The organism is Rossellomorea sp. ABR4_012 (genome assembly GCF_056159545.1).
On the sequence record NZ_JBSWVK010000001.1, the window covers coordinates 1,618,259 to 1,636,253 of the forward strand.

Here is a 17,995-nt window from a genome sequence, read left to right on the forward strand (position 1 = left end):
GTGATCCGGTTTCAAGAGGTGACAAAAAAATACGGTCATGGGACGGCACTTCAAAACACTACGATTCAGTTTGATAAAGGGAAGATATACGGATTACTGGGCCCGAATGGGAGCGGTAAATCAACGACATTAAAGATGATTGCAGGCCTGGTTATCCCGAGCAGCGGGACAGTGACAGTGAACGAACATGAAGTAACCAGGAAAATAGCGGACAAAGTGGCTTATTTGACTGAACTGGATATGTTCTACGAAGCTTTCACCGTTGAGGGGATGATTTCCTTCTATGCTTCTCAGTTCTCAGATTTTGATTTGAAAAAGGCGTATGATCTGACCGGATTCATGGATTTGGATAAAAATAAAAAAATTAAACATTTATCAAAGGGAAATCGTGGAAGATTGAAACTTATTCTGACCCTGTCACGTAATACAGAGGTGCTTCTTTTGGATGAACCGTTTTCTGGATTAGATCCGATGGTCAGGGATTCGATTGTGAAGAGCCTGATATCGTACGTGGATTTTGGAAATCAGACGGTCATCATTGCTACACACGAGATTGATGAAATCGAAGCAATCCTGGATGAAGCCTATATAATTCATAATGGAAAGATCGAAGGTCATTGCGAAGTGGAGAGGCTGAGGGAAGAAGAGGGATTATCAGTGCTTCAATGGTTGAAGAAAATGACGGCTGGAGGGAGAAGAGAAGAATGAATACAATTGTTAAATTACAAAATGTGTCAAAAGTCATCAAGGGTAAAAAGATCATAGATGACCTGTCTTTTAATGTGTATGAGGGAGAAGTGTTTGGATTCCTTGGACCGAATGGAGCGGGGAAAACGACGACCATCAGAATGATCGTGGGATTGATGAGTATCACTGAAGGAGATGTTCTTATCTCGGGCAAAAGCATTAAAAAAGACTTTGAAGGTGCCATTGCTTCAGTGGGAGCGATTGTTGAAAACCCAGAGCTTTATAAGTTCATGTCTGGATATAAAAATCTGCAGCATTTTGCCCGCATGCAAAAAGGGATAACGGAAGAAAGAATCAAGGAAGTAGTCGAATTGGTCGGTTTATTTGATCGGATTCATGACAAAGTCAAGACGTATTCCCTTGGGATGAGACAGCGTCTGGGGCTTGCTCAGTGCCTGCTGCATAAACCGAAAATCCTTATTCTTGATGAGCCTACCAATGGATTGGATCCAGCCGGTATCCGTGAAATTCGTGCCTACATTAGAAAGCTGGCACAAGAGGAAGGAATGGCTGTCATTGTATCAAGTCACTTGCTTTCTGAAATGGAAATGATGTGTGACCGTATCGGGATCATCCAAAAAGGGAAGCTTGTCGATGTTCAGACTGTGCGTGATTTTGTGGACGGGAAGGAGCTCGTCTATCAAATTGAAGTGAATGATGAGGAGAAGGCTCGGAGTGTCATGAACTCCTTCAACCCTACTCTTGTATTCGAAGTGAAAAATAACAAGCTTCAAACAGGCATTACAAAAGAACAGGTTCCCCTGCTGATTAAAGCATTCGTGGAGAACGAAGTGGAAATATTCAGCGTTATGCAGGTTGCGAAATCATTAGAGGACCGCTTCCTGGAAATCACAAATGAGAAGGGAGAGGTCTTGCATGCTTAATCTGATAAAGAACGAATGGATGAAAATATTTAAGCGGGTAGGCACCTACGTCATGCTCGGCCTGTTGATCTTGGTCATTGGAATAGTTGGCGCATTTGAGAAATATGAGGATTCAAAAGTGAAAGAGTCTGATAACTGGAAACAGGAGCTATCCATGCAGATCGAGGGGGATAAACAAGCTCTATCCCAAGAGGGAATGAATAAATTCAGTAAAAGCATGATCGAACAAAATATTGCCCTCAATGAATATAGAATCGAAAACGATATAGCACCAAATTCGAAAGAAACGGTATGGACCTTTGTAGAAACAAATGGTTTTGCCGTGACGCTCGTCGGGTTATTTGCGATCATCGTGGCAGCTGGTATCGTTGCAGGTGAATTTTCATGGGGGACGATCAAGCTGTTATTGATCCGCCCGATATCAAGGACAAAGGTTTTGCTATCAAAATATATAACGGTCATCCTTTATGGGGCGACACTGCTTGGAATTCTTTTCGCTGTCTCATTCCTCGTAGGTTTGATTCTTTTCGGAGGAACAGGCCAATCTGTTCACCTGGCTTATATAGATGGTGAAGTGGTCGAGCAGAATATTGTTGGATACCTGATCAAAACCTATTTATTGAAATCGATTGATGTGACAATGATGGCCACGATGGCCTTCATGATTTCGACTGTTTTCAGAAGCTCTTCACTTGCAATTGGAATCTCTTTATTCCTCTTGTTCATGGGAGCGAATGCAACGGGATTACTTGCCATGAAGTTTGACTGGGCAAAATACAGCCTGTTTGCCAATACCGATTTGACTCAGTATACAGGCTTCAGTCAACCACTTGTAGAAGGGATGACGATGGGGTTCTCCATCACGATGCTGATCATTTACTTTGCCGTCTTTCAGCTTCTTGCGTTCTTCGTGTTCAGGAAGCGGGATGTAGCAGCTTAGAAAAGCGGATAGGTTTGTCTGAATAATATTGTGAGCCTGTTGAAGGCTGCTAAGTCATACTCAAAAATGACGGTCTAGATAAAGACCGTCATTTTTTTATGAGTACTTATATAGTTCTGAGAAATCAAGTCTGGTAGTCTGGTTTAATAAAAATGCAGATCTTGTTGCATTCATTCTTCGCAATGTATTCAGTGCCTCAATCATTTTATCGTGCGTGACGATTCCTATCCCGTGCCCGAAGTATTGGTCCTTCTCCAGGAAGACGGCATTCTCCCCCATCCAGATCGGGTCTTCATAATCCGGATTGGAGAAGTAATACACGTCTCCCGGTATATAGTCGATCCCTTCGTATGTCACCATATGCATGGCGTCGTTGAAGTTATGTCCCCAAATGAGCATCGGTGAATACAGACGATCGAAATATTCCGGGCTTATCATATCGAGAATGGATTTATAATAAATCAGGACGACGGTTGTCACACATTCAAAACTATACAGGTAAGAATTTTCAAATACATCCTTTATCGCAGCGGAAGGACGCCTTCCTGCCCGTAATCTATAGCCGTTCATCGTTTTTATCCAGTAGTAAGGATTGAACGAAGAATTGGGAAAGGTGGTAAACGTCGCCGCACTGCTGTTCAACAATCTGCTGTTCATGATGATTCGTTCTCTTACCTTTAATTCAAACGCAAGCTCTTTCAGGTTATTATATTCATAGCGGATTTTGCTTTTTTCAATTGCATTCAGGATCATGGATTCTGCAGGAGACAACCCTTTTAAGCTGCTGGTGGAAGAGCCGTCTTTCAGTATAATCATCGGCATGACCTCCGCGGACTTTTTATCAGTGTATGTGATGGATGCCCGAGGGGGAACTTTTTTGAAAGGGCAGAGGGGAGAGTGAGTGATGCAATCGCAGGCACGAAAGCAGTTATTGGCAAAACTAATTTTTTTCGAATATTAAGAGAGCCAGACCCTATCATGAGGGTATGGCTCAAAGACTCTATTTCATCTGTTTATTGATCTTTTCATAAACCCCGGCGATGGCCTGCTCAAACTTCCCGGTCGATTTAGGGGTGTAGTAACGGGTATTTTTTAACCGGTCGGGCAGATAGGTTTGCGGCACCCAGCCTGATTCGTAGTCATGAGGGTATTTATACTCTATCCCTCTGCCCATTTCACTTGCCCCTTTGTAATGGGCATCTTTCAGATGATCGGGAACTTCCCCGCTTTTCCCTTTCCGGATATCTGCCAAGGCACCGTCGATAGCGAGGATGGCCGAATTGGATTTTGGAGACAGGCAGAGTTCGATGATTGCATTGGCCAAAGGTATCCGCGCTTCGGGAAACCCGATTTTTTCAGCCGTTTCGACTGCCGCAAGAGTACGTGAACCTGCTGCAGGGTTGGCAAGGCCGATATCTTCATAGGCGATGACGAGCAATCGTCGTGCAATGCTCGGTAAATCACCCGCTTCCACCAATCTCCCTAAATAATGAAGGGCGGCATTCACATCGCTGCCCCTTATCGATTTCTGAAAAGCGCTCAATACGTCATAATGTGCATCGCCGTCTTTATCGTGGGAAAAGCTTTTCTTTTGCAGACATTCCTCTGCAATTCCGACATCGATGTGTATCGTGCCATCCGCATCGGGTGATGTGGATAAGACTGCCAGCTCTAATGCGTTCAGGGAGCTTCTCACATCACCGTTGCTGCTGCTTGCGAAGTGTTGGACGGCTTCATCGGATATGTCAAGGTAGTAGTCCCCCAGTCCGCGCTCTTTATCTTCGATCGCCCTATGGATGGCGGTTTTCATTTCATCAACAGTAAGGGGCTTCAGTTCGAAAATCTGGCATCTGCTTCTGATAGCGGGATTTATGGCATGATACGGATTGCTGGTTGTTGCACCGATCAGAGTAATCATCCCATTTTCAAGATAGGGAAGCAGAAAATCCTGCTTTCCTTTATCAAGACGATGGACTTCGTCGAGCAGCAGGATCACTTTCCCCGACATCTTGGCTTCTTCCGCGACGATTTGTATATCCTTTTTATTATTTGTAACGGCGTTCAACGTTTTGAATCTATATTTCGTACTGCCGGCAATCGCACTTGCAATCGATGTTTTACCGATTCCGGGCGGGCCGTATAAAATCATGGAAGAAAGCTGTTTGGCTTTTACCATCCGATCGATGATTTTTCCTTCTCCCACTAAATGCTGCTGTCCGATGATCTCATCTATTGTTCTCGGCCTCATTTTAAAGGCAAGTGGTTTAATAGCCATATCATATCTCTCCAAACTGGTGTTCTCGAGTACTCTTACTTTATCACAGGCCATGTTTAATAGGAAATGATTCCGTCTGCAAAGGAATCAAACGATCCTTTTCACAGCACATGATCGGATATGCTATAATAACTAGGGTTAATACGGATAATTCTATCAAATACCGCTGTTGATTTCCGTGGAAGACTTCGCTTTCCGCGGGCGAGCGGTGAGCCTCCTCGTCGCTTAAGCTCCTGTGGGGTCTCGCTTTTCCCGCAGGAGTCTACGTCCCCCACTCCAATCAACAGCTGGAACCAGTTAGATACAATAACAAAGTTAAATGGAGCCATACTGATAAAGTAAGGTTATACCCCTGAATGTCTAGAAAGTATTTTACACAATTTATAAGAAACACAGAGTGGATTGGAGCGGAAGGCACTTGACTCCGACGAGAAATAGAGGAAAAGTCGAGACCCCACAGGCGGAACGCCGAGGAGGCTTGACTTCCTCCCCGCGGAAAGCAAGTGCCTGCAGCGAAAAGGAACGGACCACTTATAATAATTACCACTATCAGCTAACTAAAAGAATTTAAGAGGTGCAGGAATATGAAGATTTCTACTAAGGGCCGTTATGGCTTGACGATTATGATTGAATTGGCGAAACGTCACGGAGAAGGACCGACTTCTCTCAAGACAATTGCTCAGCAGCATGAACTTTCGGAACACTATCTTGAACAGCTCGTGGCCCCCCTTAGGAACGGCGGACTTGTGAGAAGCATCCGCGGAGCATATGGCGGCTATGTACTTGGTCATGAACCATCTGAAATCACAGCCGGGGATATCATCCGTATTCTCGAGGGGCCGATCAGTCCTGTAGAAGGAATTGAAGATGAAGAGCCTGCGAAGCGTGAGTTATGGATTCGTATCCGTGATGCAGTTAAGGATGTATTGGATAATACAACGATTGAAGATTTAGCCAGCCATTCAGATGATGGCGAATCCGATGCTTATATGTTTTATATCTAGGAGGTGTACTGAAGATGGATAGAATATACATGGATCATGCCGCTACCTCACCTATGCATCCTGATGTAATAGAAGAAATGTCATCTGTCATGAAGGAGACATTCGGGAACCCATCAAGCATTCATTCCTTTGGTCGTTTCGCCCGTCATCTTGTAGATCAGGCCCGTACAAAAATCGCCAACAGTCTGAATGCGGATTATAATGATATCATTTTTACAAGCGGTGGAACAGAAGCGGATAATTTAGCCATAATCGGTACGGCACATGCAAACAAGTCTAAAGGGAAGCATATTATTACAACCCAAATCGAGCATCATGCTGTTCTCCATACATGTAAGCATCTCGAAGAACAAGGATTCGAAGTAACATACCTGCCAGTTGATGAAACAGGCAGGGTCTCACTGCAAGATATAGAACGTGCACTGCGCCCGGACACCATTTTGGTCACGGTTATGTATGGGAATAATGAAGTTGGGACGATTCAACCCATTCAGGAAATTGGGAAGGTTTTGAAAGATCATGGTGCATATTTTCATACAGATGCTGTACAGGCATTTGGATTGTTGGATATGGATGTGAGCGAACTTGGAGTCGATATGTTATCCGTTTCAGGTCACAAAATCAATGGCCCTAAAGGAGTCGGTTTCCTATACTGCCATAAGAAAGTGAATCTTATGCCCGGCTCTTTCGGAGGAGAGCAGGAACGAAAGAGACGTGCAGGGACAGAAAATGTTCCGGCCATTGCCGGCTTGGGGAAAGCAGTGGAGATTGCTCAGAATTCCTGGAAAGATAAGCATGACATGTACGAAGGCTTCAAGAGTCTATTTAGAAAGACGTTAATGGAACAAAATGTTGAACTCGCTGAGAACGGATCTCTTGAGCACGGATTACCCCATGTGCTAAACTTAAGCTTTCCTGGAACAGATGTTGAATCGATGCTGATGAATCTTGATATGTCGGGCATTGCCGTTTCAAGCGGATCAGCCTGTACAGCAGGTTCCATCGAACCTTCGCATGTATTGGTTGCCATGTTTGGAACAGACTCAGAAAGATCCAAGAACTCAATCCGGTTCAGCTTCGGGCTCGGGAATACAGAAGCACAAATCGTGCATACTGCAAACGAAGTTGCCAAGGTGGTAAAAAGGCTGGTTTCTTAAGCCTTGAATAGATAGAAAGAGTAAAGTAATTAAGGAGGTGGCGTAAATGAAAAAGGACCCAAAGGATACAAGGGTGGTCGTCGGGATGTCCGGCGGTGTGGATTCATCTGTAGCGGCTCTTCTACTGAAAGAGCAAGGTTACGAAGTCATCGGCATCTTCATGAAAAACTGGGATGACACAGATGAAAATGGTGTATGCACCGCTACAGAAGACTACAACGATGTCATTCGAGTATGCAATCAAATCGGAATCCCTTACTACGCTGTCAATTTCGAGAAACAATATTGGGATAAGGTATTCACCTATTTCCTTGATGAATACAAAGCTGGAAGAACGCCAAATCCAGATGTAATGTGCAACAAAGAAATCAAATTCAAGGCATTCCTCGAGCATGCCATGAAGCTTGGTGCCGATTACCTTGCTACGGGGCACTATGCTCAGGTTGAGTACCGCGACGGAGAATATAAAATGCTCCGCGGTGTCGACAACAATAAAGATCAAACCTACTTCCTCAATCAACTTGGACAGGAACAGCTTGAGAAAGTCATGTTCCCGCTTGGCGGAATTGATAAAAAGAAGGTGCGCGAAATCGCAAAAGAAGCAGGGCTTGCTACGGCTTCCAAAAAAGACAGTACCGGAATATGCTTTATCGGTGAACGGAATTTCAAGGACTTCTTAAGCAATTACCTGCCTGCGCAGCCGGGGAATATGGAGACGATGGACGGCAAAGTCATGGGGAAACATGATGGCTTGATGTATTATACGATCGGCCAGCGCCATGGCCTCGGTATCGGCGGTGCCGGAGATCCATGGTTCGCCATCGGAAAAGATCTGGAACGAAATGTACTGTATGTCGGCCAAGGATTTGAAAATCCTGCATTGTATTCTGATTCGATTCTTGCAGCTGATGTGCACTGGACATCCAATAGAGAAAAGCCATCTGAATTCAAATGCACGGCTAAATTCCGTTACCGTCAGGCAGACAATTCCGTTACGGTCATACCACTTGAAAATGGAGGAGTCAAAGTGATCTTTGATGAACCTCTCCGTGCGGTGACTCCGGGGCAAGCAGTCGTCTTTTATGATGGTGATGAATGCCTCGGCGGCGGAACGATCGATACCATTTTTAAAGATGAGAAAAAATTGACCTACGTCGGATGATGACCGGTTATGAATGAAATAAGGACTGTGAAGAAGCGAGTGGAAAATTCCTTCATCTCAGTCCTTTCTTTTACGCTCTTTTTGCTTGGCTGCTCTGTGGTATACTGAGTACAATTACGAAAATGAATGAAGCCATAAATGATTACATAATAGAGGTGCTAAAAATGGACAAAAACTTAAAAGGAATTGAATTATTACAGGAAGGGAAACTGGAGGATGCCGTCAAGCTATTCACGGAAGCCATCGAAGAGAATCCGAAAGATCCGGTCGGTTACATCAACTTCGGTAATGTCCTCATGTCGGTAGGGGACGGCGACAAAGCAAAATCATTCTTTGAGAGAGCGATCGCTGTAGATGAAAATGCGGCGGCAGCATATTATTCATTGGGGAATTTGTTCTTTAATGAAGGAGATTATGATTCGGCCAAGAATCAATTTGAAAAATCGGTCCAAAAGGGAATGGAAAATGCCGATGTGTACTTCATGCTTGGTGTGAGCCTTGTCAACCTTGAACAGCCTAAATTTGCCGTGCCTTACCTGCAAAGAAGTGTAGAACTGAATGAAGAAGACATTGAAGCCCGCTTTCAGTTGGGCTTGAGCCTTGCGCAGGCAGAAGCCTACGAGGAATCAATCGTGCAGCTTTCAAAGGTGATCGAAAAGGATCCTGAACATGCTGACGCATACTACAACCTTGGAGTGGCTTACGCAGGGTTTAAAGATGATGCCGACATAGCATTGGAGTATTTTAATAAAGCAGTGGAAATTCAGCCTGATCACATGCTTGCAGGATACGGAATCAAAATGATCGAGAAAATGAAGAACGAATAGTTAGGGGGTTCACAAGCCTTGAGCCAGCAAGATTCTTTGAAGCTGTTTGGAGATGAAGAAATATATATTAAGGGCAGGCATCTTGTGACGATTTTTCATAATGAGGAGAATCTTTATACGGTTGTCCGGATCCGGGTGGATGAAACAAACCATTCCTACGAAGAAAAGGAAGCAGTCATCACTGGACATTTCCCCCGCATCCATGAAGAAGAAACATATGTGTTTTACGGACGCTTTCAAGAGCATCCGAAATTCGGTATGCAATTCCATGCGAAACATTTCAAAAAAGAAATACCGCAAACAACTCAAGGTGTCGTCCATTATCTTTCCAGTGATCTATTTAAAGGTATAGGTAAAAAAACAGCGGAGAAGATTGTAGAGCATATCGGTGAAAATGCCATTTCAAAAATCCTTGAAAACCCAAGCGTATTGGATGAGGTTCCAAAGCTTCCTCCCGATAAAGCAAAAAACATCTATGATACTTTGACTGAGCATCAGGGATTGGAACGTGTGATGATCGTTCTGAATGATCTGGGGTTCGGACCGCAGATTTCCATGAAGGTTTACCAGGCATATAAAGAACAGGCGCTGGAGATCATTCAGAATAATCCATACAAACTCGTCGAAGACATTGAAGGGATCGGGTTTACAAGGGCGGATGAGCTGGGCTCGAAGATCGGGATTACCGGCAGCCATCCTGACAGGATCAAGGCAGGATGTCTTTATACCCTTGAACAAGTCTGTGTAAAGCAGGGCCATGTATATCTTGAAGCGGAAGAACTGATTGTGACGGTAAAGGAATTGCTGGAAAAGAGTCAGCCGGAAAAAATCGAGTATACTGAGATATCCAGTCAATTGGTTTCACTTGAGGAAGAAGGCAAGTTGATCGGGGAAGGCTCCAAAGTGTATGTCCCTTCTTTATATTTCTCTGAAAAAGGGATTGTGACGAGCATCGAGAAACTATTAGCGCAAAAGCAATATGAAGATCAATTTCCGCAATCTGAGTTTTTGCTGGCACTGGGTGCGTTAGAGGACCGGCTTGGCGTCCAATATGCACCTTCGCAGAGAGAAGCCATTGAAACAGCTCTGATGTCTCCCATGCTGCTGCTGACAGGGGGACCGGGTACCGGAAAGACAACTGTCATCAATGGTATAGTAGAGTTATTTGCTGATCTTCACGGATGTTCTCTTGACCCAAAAGACTATAAAGATGAGCCTTTTCCGGTTTTACTGACTGCTCCCACAGGCAGAGCGGCTAAACGCATGACCGAATCAACAGGACTTCCTGCGATGACCATCCACCGTTTACTGGGCTGGAACGGACAGGAAGGTTTCCAAAGTGATGAAGAACGTGCGATAGAAGGAAAGCTCCTGATCGTCGATGAAGTGTCAATGGTCGATACTTGGCTTGCACATCAATTGTTGAAAGCACTGCCGGATGATATTCAAGTGATCTTTGTAGGGGATGAAGATCAGCTGCCTTCTGTAGGGCCGGGACAGGTATTGAAGGATATGCTTCGGTCCGGGGCCGTCCCAACAGTCAGGCTGACGGATATTTACCGGCAGGCAGAAGGCTCCTCAATCATAGAGCTTGCTCATCACATGAAAAAAGGGAAGGTACCGGCCGATCTGACAAAGCAGCAAAAGGACCGATCCTTCTTCCCGTGCCAGACGAATCAAATAGCTGAAGTCGTCCGGAAGGTAGTCGAAAACGCTAAGAAAAAAGGCTATACCCCAAAAGATATACAGGTACTTGCCCCCATGTACAGAGGGTCAGCTGGAATTGACAACCTGAATAAGTTACTGCAGGAAATTTTCAACAGCAATGATGGTTCTCGGAAAGAAATTTCCTTCGGAGACGTTCATTACCGCATCGGTGATAAAGTACTGCAGCTTGTTAATCAACCTGAAAACAATGTATTCAACGGAGATATCGGGGAAATCGTTTCGATTTTCTATGCAAAAGAAAATACGGAAAAGCAGGATATGATCATCGTCTCTTATGAAGGTAATGAAGTTACATACACAAGACAGGACTTAACCCAGATTACCCATGCCTACTGCTGTTCGATTCATAAATCACAGGGAAGTGAATTTCCTATTGTCATTTTACCTGTCGTGAAAAGTTATTTCCGTATGCTGCGCAGAAACCTTCTATACACCGCGATCACCAGAAGTAAACAGTTTCTTATCCTCTGCGGGGAAATGGAGGCATTTAAACTCGGGGTGGAAAGAGAAGACGATTTCATGCGGAAAACTACTTTGAGTGAAAAGCTTTCCCTCATTGTGGAAGGGAATGGATATGACGGGGATGACAAGGATAATGACATTCTGACTATGGCTGAAGCGTTGATGAAGGAAGATCCAATGATTGGGATGGAAGGGATTACCCCTTATGATTTCATGGAAGTTGAATAATCTTTTTGCTTAGGTTAACAAAGAACGATAGTCTGTTTTTTGTTAACCTTTTTATGTCTTTTAAGTAAACCAAAATTAAATATTGGTTGACATTAAGTTGCGGAGAACGATATTCTTAAATAGTAATTAACTTTCAATTTGGGGGAAGAGAGACATGAACAGAAAACTAAGAACCATTGATTTGACACTGGCTGGTATGTTTGTGGCACTTATGGCTGTAGGTGCAAACATCACATCCTTCGTACCATTCCTGGTCATCGGCGGAGTTCCCATCACTCTCCAAACGTTTTTCGCAATTCTGGCCGGCGCCATTTTAGGGAGCCGTATAGGAGCTATCTCCATGGCTGTCTATGCCTTAGTCGGTTTAGTTGGAGTACCGGTGTTCGCACGTTTCGGAGCAGGTTTTTCATCGATTATCAGCCCGACATTCGGCTTCATCATTTCATTTATATTCACAGCTTATATAACAGGCAAGATTGTTCAAAAGCATAGGGGAATTAAAGGTTATATCATTGCAGCATTGGTCGGTATGGCCGTCAACTATATTGTCGGGACTAATTGGATGTATGCAGCTTACAAACTTTGGGCCCAAGCTCCAGATGGCTTGACGTACGGATTGGTATGGTCCTGGATGGTCGTTCCACTGCCGAAGGATATCATTTTAGCGGTTTGCGCAGGGATCATGGCTCACCGGTTGGAGAAATCCGTTCTGTCGAAGAGTACGTTCAGAAATGTAAATCGCGCAGCATAATAATATTTTAGGGGGATATGTTATGAACAAATCATGGAAGAGTCTAGCACTTGAGGTTCTTGAGGGGAAAGAAATCAGCGACGAGGATGCATTATCGATTTTACAAAGTCCGGACGAGGAACTGTTGGAGCTTCTGAACAGTGCCTATCATATCAGGAAGCATTATTATGGCAATAAAGTTAAACTAAATATGATCATTAATACCAAATCAGGTCTGTGTCCTGAAAACTGCGGATACTGTTCGCAGTCCATCGTATCAAAAGCACCGATCGAGAAATATGCGATGGTGGATAAGGATACGATTTTAAAAGGTGCGGAGAAGGCTCATCATTTAAACGTCGGGACATACTGCATCGTGGCAAGCGGCCGAGGTCCTACTAACCGCGACGTTGATAAAGTGGTATCTGCAGTCAAAGAAATCAAGGAAAACTACAGCATGAAGGTATGTGCCTGCCTCGGCTTGTTAAAGGAAGAGCAGGCACAAAAGCTGAAAGAAGCAGGCGTAGACCGTTACAATCATAATATTAATACGTCAGAAAACCATCATGAACAAATCACTACTTCCCATACATATGAAGACCGTGTGAATACGGTTGAACTTGCTAAAAAGCAAGGAATTTCCCCTTGCTCCGGAATCATTGTCGGCATGAAAGAGAGCTATCAGGATGTAGTGGATATGGCAAGAAGCCTGAAAGTGCTTGATGCCGATTCAATACCGGTTAACTTCCTTCATGCAATCGATGGAACACCTCTTGAGGGGACAAATGAACTCGATCCAAGATATTGCTTGAAGGTACTATGCCTGATGAGGTTCATCAACCCTACAAAGGAAATCAGGATTTCAGGCGGACGTGAAGTGAATCTGCGCAGTCTACAGCCACTTGGATTGTATGCTGCAAATTCAATCTTTGTAGGTGACTACCTGACAACAGCCGGTCAGCAGGAAACGGCCGATCACCAAATGCTCAAAGACCTCGGCTTCGAAATTGACTACACAAATGAAATCACCGCTGAAGATCTGGTGAATCAATAAATGACTGCACACCTTATTCATGAAAAACGGATGGAACTAAGTTTCATCCGTTTTTTTGCTGGCTTCTTTGGTAAAAGTATCTCCTCATGAATTAAGGAAAATATCTCACACTAAATAAGAACGGTGAACGATGAGGGTGCCGTTCAGGCGTGTTTCTTCTCGGGCAGGTATATTTTTCACTCTGGTTGGACATGATGGTAGGGAATAATCACCAGTTTTTCTGGTGCAATAGAGGTGACCTTACGATGAAATGTCCAAACTGCCAGAGTAAAGATATAGGGAAGATCGGGATCAACCAATATTATTGTTGGGGATGCTTTATTGAGCTTTCCTTGTCAAAAGGAGTCATTCACACTCATCAGGTGGAAGAAGATGGATCGTTAAGCTCTTTAGACGACTTGTTCGATGAGGAAGACCGCCAATTAATCTAGGAAGAGGTGTCTTTCTTGAACAGAACTTTTGCATCGATTGTTGGTTTTGGAGCGGGAATCGCAGCATCCATTTATTCTCAGCGATCAAATATGATGAACCGTAAACAAATGAAAAGACTTCGCAGACAAATGAAGAAAATGTTTTAACTATGTCTGACTCTCCGCCCAGGGGAGTCAGTTTTTATATTTATTGTATAAAAACCTCCCCCAACTTCTAACAATATACAATAAGAAGGAGGGGTGCAGGTGGAAACAAGAAATTATGCCAAGTGGCTGTACAGGCTGTCCATAGCACTAGTCTGTGCCGTATTCCTGTATATACTCTTTTTACTCAGGCCTGTATGGCATCCGATTTTAGATGTAGTGCTCATATCCCTTCTTCCATTTATGATTGGTGGTTTCATCGCGTATTTGCTTCACCCTTTGGTGGAGAAGCTTCATGAAGCAGGCATACATCGGGGAATCGCCATCATGCTCATATACATCCTCTTTTTCGGCGGTTTGGGGTATAGTCTTTACAAGGGAACCCCCGTCATCATTCATCAGTTGAGAGATTTATCGGAAAATGCACCTATGTTCACGTCCCAATACCAGAAGTGGCTTCATTATATACAAAGTGAAACCTCGACTTGGCCGGATGGGATTCAGACACAATTGGAAGAGAGAATTGAAGGAATCGAAGACTGGCTGACGGGTCTTGTTGCGTCGGCGCTTGCCATTCTTTTGAAGCTGATGAACAGCCTGTTGATCATTGCAATTGTACCTTTTGTCTCATTTTATCTATTAAAGGATATTACAAAAGTGAAGAAATTCTTTTGGGAGCTGACACCGCGGAGATGGAGGGAAAGTGCGCTGAGATTCTCCCAGGATGTCGATGAGTCGCTCGGCGGATATATCCGTGGGCAGCTGCTGGTCTGCCTGATCATCGGAGGACTCTCTGCAGCTGTGCTTTGGTTTTTGGATATGAAGTATCCGTTGATACTTGGTGTCATCATGGGTGTCACCAATGTCATTCCTTATTTCGGTCCGGTCATCGGTGCTATTCCTGCGGTGATAGTAGCGAGTACCTTATCATTGAAAATGATTCTCTATGTCGTCATCCTGGTTGTTGTATTGCAATTTCTCGAAGGAAACATATTATCACCCATGATTGTCGGGAAAAGTCTCCATATGCATCCATTGTTCATCATGGGTGCCCTTATAGTCGGGGGAGAAATCGGAGGCGTCATCGGGATGATTGTAGCCGTTCCTGTCCTTGCCGTGATAAAGGTGGCCATTTTACATGGAAGGACACATTTTCTTAATGCAAAAAACTGATAGGATAACATTGACAAAAGGAATGAATATTTCTATAATCCAACATATACAATAAAGTTTACAAGAAGAAAATGATGAAGGATCCAGTAGGTTATAGCCCATCTGAGTGCAGAATGCATATAAGAGAGGAACTTCCAAGGCTGAAAGGAGTTCCAGATGAAGGATGACCGAATGCTAATCCAGAGTGCAGGAAAACCCTGCCGTTGAACCGCGTTAAGGTGTATGAGGGGTGAATATAGGGATTTTCCATATTCACAACCAGGGTGGTACCGCGAGTCAGCTCTCGTCCCTGTTTTTGGGATGAGGGCTTTTTTGTATTCTTTTTTAAGTACATAACTAAAGGAGGAAATTCAAATGAACAAGTTAACCGGCGCACAAATCCGCCAAATGTTTTTAGATTTCTTTAAAGAAAAAGGTCACAGCGTAGAACCGAGTGCATCGCTTGTGCCTCATGAAGACCCTTCACTGCTGTGGATCAACAGCGGGGTGGCAACATTAAAGAAATACTTTGACGGACGTGTCATTCCGCAAAACCCGAGAATCGTCAATGCACAGAAATCCATCCGTACGAATGATATTGAAAACGTAGGGAAAACGGCCCGCCATCATACGTTCTTTGAGATGCTTGGAAACTTCTCGATCGGGGACTACTTCAAAGTAGAATCGATCGAATGGGCTTGGGAATTTCTGACTGATAAAAAGTGGATCGGATTCGACCCTGAGAAATTATCCGTCACCATTCATCCAGAGGACGAAGAAGCATTTGAGATCTGGAACAAAAAAGTCGGAGTTCCCGCTGAACGCATCATCCGCATCGAAGGGAATTACTGGGATATCGGGGAAGGCCCAAGCGGACCCAACACTGAAATCTTCTACGACCGCGGTCCCGAATACGGTGATGACCCAAAAGATCCAGAATTATATCCCGGCGGTGAAAACGACCGCTATCTTGAAGTATGGAATCTGGTTTTCTCCCAGTTCAACCATAATCCTGATGGCACGTATACACCGCTTCCTAAGAAAAACATCGATACAGGGATGGGACTTGAAAGAATGGCCTGCGTCGTTCAGGAAGTTCCTACCAACTTCGATACCGATTTGTTCATGCCGATCATGAAAGCTGTTGAAAAGATTTCAGGAAGGACATATGGCGAAAAAGAAGAAACAGATGTAGCTTTCAAAGTAATTGCCGATCATGTCCGTACGGTGTCGTTTGCAATCGGTGACGGAGCCCTTCCTTCAAACGAAGGACGTGGGTATGTCTTGAGACGATTACTGCGCCGTGCCGTCCGTTTTGCAAAGCAAATCGAGATCAACCGTCCGTTCATGTATGAATTGGTCCCTGTTGTTTCTGAGATCATGGTAGATTTCTACCCGGAAGTAAAGGAGAAGGCGGAATTCATTCAAAAAGTAGTGAAAAATGAAGAAGAACGTTTCCATGAAACGTTAAATGAAGGACTGGCGATTCTTTCTTCCATTGTAAAAAGAGAAAAGAAAGCAGGAAGCAATACAATCCCTGGTGAAGATGTATTCAGACTTTACGACACATATGGTTTCCCTGTGGAGTTAACCGAAGAATATGCTGAAGAAGAAGGACTTTCTCTCGATCACGAAGGCTTTGAAAAGGAAATGGAAGGCCAGCGTGAAAGAGCACGTGCTGCACGTCAGGATGTCGGAAGCATGCAAGTGCAAGGCGGTATCTTAAGTGATATCACTGCGGAAAGTAAGTTTGTAGGATATGACAACCTGGAAACGGATGCGACTGTAGTGGAGGTTCTCGTCGATAAGGACAGGCAGCCAAAAGTGGATAAAGGACAGGAATTCCAGTTCATTCTTGATCAGACTCCTTTCTATGCAGAAAGCGGCGGACAAATCGGTGACAAAGGATATCTTGAAGGCGATGGTGTTAAAGTTTATGTAACCGATGTTAAGAAAGCACCGAACGGACAAAATCTTCACACTGGAATCGTGGAAGAGGGCACGCTTGAAACCAATCAAAAAATTGTAGCGAAAGTATCACGTGATTCAAGGAAGAAAGTGGAGAAGAACCACACAGCCACCCATCTTCTGCACCAGGCCCTGAAGGATGTACTTGGTGAACATGTAAATCAGGCCGGATCTTTAGTGGAACCGGACCGTCTGCGATTCGACTTCTCACATTTCGGTTCGGTCACGGATGAAGAGATGGAGAAAATCGAAAGCATCGTGAATGAGCAAGTGTGGAAAGCCATTTCAGTGAATACGGATCTTAAATCCCTGGCTGAAGCAAAAGCGATGGGTGCGATGGCATTATTCGGCGAGAAATACGGGGAAGAAGTCCGTGTTGTTTCCATCGGTGACTACAGCCTTGAGCTTTGCGGAGGCTGCCACGTTTCCAACACATCTGAAATCGGTTTGTTCAAAATTGTTTCTGAAAGCGGCATCGGTGCAGGAACACGAAGAATCGAAGCTGTTTCAGGAGAAAATGCTTATAAACTGCTGAACGGACAAGTGTCACTCCTGAAAGAAGCGGCAAACAAACTGAAAGCGAACCCGAAAGATATTGTAAACCGTGTGGATGCCTTGATGCTGGAAATGAAAGAACTGCAAAGAGAAAATGAATCATTAGCAGCGAAGTTGTCTAACATAGAAGCAGGAAGCTTATCCGATCAAGTGAAAGTAGTCGACGGAATCAACGTACTTTCAGCTAAAGTCGGAGCGGGTGACAGCAATGCTTTGCGGACTATGATGGATGATCTTAAGCAGAAGCTCGGATCCGCTGTCATTGTCCTGGGTACTGCAGGTGATGGCAAAGTGAACGTGATTGCCGGAGTTACCAAGGATTTAGTGGACAAAGGATATCATGCAGGAAAACTTGTTAAAGAAGTCGCATCCCGCTGCGGCGGCGGTGGGGGCGGCCGTCCTGATATGGCACAAGCCGGAGGTAAAAACCCTGAGAAATTGGAGGAAGCACTGCAATTTGTAGAAGAATGGGTTAAATCCGTTTAACTCTGCGTTAAAGTGGTGTACAATGTAGGTAACGATTAACAATTCGTTTGTTTGAAAGACA

16 protein-coding genes are annotated in these 17,995 nt (G+C 44.2%); 14 read left to right on the forward strand and 2 right to left on the reverse strand.

From position 1 onward, the window contains the following. The 3 genes from ACXAFV_RS07855 to ACXAFV_RS07865 are packed head-to-tail and all read left to right on the forward strand — an operon-like array spanning position 1 to position 2,571. A complete protein-coding gene (locus tag ACXAFV_RS07855; protein WP_475125562.1) occupies positions 1-708 on the forward strand; it encodes an ABC transporter ATP-binding protein in 708 nt (235 codons plus the stop codon). Continuing rightward, a complete protein-coding gene (locus ACXAFV_RS07860; protein ID WP_475125563.1) occupies positions 705-1,631 on the forward strand; it encodes an ABC transporter ATP-binding protein in 927 nt (308 codons plus the stop codon). The genes ACXAFV_RS07855 and ACXAFV_RS07860 overlap by 4 nt, the downstream gene beginning before the upstream one ends. Then, positions 1,624-2,571, forward strand: coding sequence for an ABC transporter permease (locus ACXAFV_RS07865; RefSeq protein WP_475125564.1), 948 nt, complete (start codon positions 1,624-1,626; stop codon positions 2,569-2,571). The genes ACXAFV_RS07860 and ACXAFV_RS07865 overlap by 8 nt, the downstream gene beginning before the upstream one ends. A gap of 96 nt (positions 2,572-2,667) precedes the next feature. Here ACXAFV_RS07865 and ACXAFV_RS07870 read toward each other — a convergent pair whose 3' ends face one another. Continuing rightward, on the reverse strand, positions 2,668-3,387 hold the full coding sequence (locus ACXAFV_RS07870) for a protein-glutamine gamma-glutamyltransferase (RefSeq protein WP_475125565.1): 720 nt from the start codon (positions 3,385-3,387) through the stop codon (positions 2,668-2,670). Positions 3,388-3,571: 184 nt separating this feature from the next. Continuing rightward, positions 3,572-4,846, reverse strand: coding sequence for a replication-associated recombination protein A (locus ACXAFV_RS07875; RefSeq protein WP_475125566.1), 1,275 nt, complete (start codon positions 4,844-4,846; stop codon positions 3,572-3,574). Positions 4,847-5,430: 584 nt separating this feature from the next. Between ACXAFV_RS07875 and cymR the strand changes: the two genes are divergently transcribed. The 11 genes from cymR (at position 5,431) to alaS (ending at position 17,934) form a co-directional block, all read left to right on the forward strand. Then, on the forward strand, positions 5,431-5,850 hold the full coding sequence (cymR, locus tag ACXAFV_RS07880; protein WP_175990924.1) for a cysteine metabolism transcriptional regulator CymR: 420 nt from the start codon (positions 5,431-5,433) through the stop codon (positions 5,848-5,850). 14 nt (positions 5,851-5,864) lie between these two features. After that, on the forward strand, positions 5,865-7,007 hold the full coding sequence (locus ACXAFV_RS07885) for a cysteine desulfurase family protein (protein WP_475125568.1): 1,143 nt from the start codon (positions 5,865-5,867) through the stop codon (positions 7,005-7,007). Positions 7,008-7,053: 46 nt separating this feature from the next. Next, the gene (gene mnmA / locus ACXAFV_RS07890) at positions 7,054-8,169 is read left to right on the forward strand and encodes a tRNA 2-thiouridine(34) synthase MnmA (protein ID WP_475125570.1); all 1,116 of its coding nucleotides are present in this window, start codon (positions 7,054-7,056) and stop codon (positions 8,167-8,169) included. 164 nt (positions 8,170-8,333) lie between these two features. After that, complete coding sequence (locus ACXAFV_RS07895; RefSeq protein ID WP_475125572.1) at positions 8,334-8,996, forward strand: tetratricopeptide repeat protein; 663 nt, start codon at positions 8,334-8,336, stop codon at positions 8,994-8,996. Positions 8,997-9,014: 18 nt separating this feature from the next. Then, the gene (recD2, locus tag ACXAFV_RS07900; protein ID WP_475125574.1) at positions 9,015-11,414 is read left to right on the forward strand and encodes an SF1B family DNA helicase RecD2; all 2,400 of its coding nucleotides are present in this window, start codon (positions 9,015-9,017) and stop codon (positions 11,412-11,414) included. Positions 11,415-11,568: 154 nt separating this feature from the next. Beyond that, positions 11,569-12,165: a biotin transporter BioY gene (locus ACXAFV_RS07905; protein WP_475125576.1), complete on the forward strand. Its 597-nt coding sequence runs from the start codon at positions 11,569-11,571 to the stop codon at positions 12,163-12,165. A gap of 22 nt (positions 12,166-12,187) precedes the next feature. Further along, the gene (bioB, locus tag ACXAFV_RS07910) at positions 12,188-13,198 is read left to right on the forward strand and encodes a biotin synthase BioB (RefSeq protein ID WP_475125578.1); all 1,011 of its coding nucleotides are present in this window, start codon (positions 12,188-12,190) and stop codon (positions 13,196-13,198) included. Positions 13,199-13,443: 245 nt separating this feature from the next. Next, positions 13,444-13,629, forward strand: coding sequence for a hypothetical protein (locus ACXAFV_RS07915; protein WP_071619022.1), 186 nt, complete (start codon positions 13,444-13,446; stop codon positions 13,627-13,629). Between the two features lie 6 nt (positions 13,630-13,635). Beyond that, entirely contained in the window at positions 13,636-13,776 is a 141-nt protein-coding gene (locus tag ACXAFV_RS07920) for a YrzQ family protein (protein ID WP_175990931.1), read from the forward strand. 99 nt (positions 13,777-13,875) lie between these two features. Beyond that, complete coding sequence (locus ACXAFV_RS07925; RefSeq protein ID WP_475125579.1) at positions 13,876-14,946, forward strand: AI-2E family transporter; 1,071 nt, start codon at positions 13,876-13,878, stop codon at positions 14,944-14,946. 354 nt (positions 14,947-15,300) lie between these two features. Continuing rightward, a complete protein-coding gene (gene alaS, locus ACXAFV_RS07930; protein WP_475125581.1) occupies positions 15,301-17,934 on the forward strand; it encodes an alanine--tRNA ligase in 2,634 nt (877 codons plus the stop codon). The last annotated feature ends 61 nt before the right edge of the window (positions 17,935-17,995 follow it).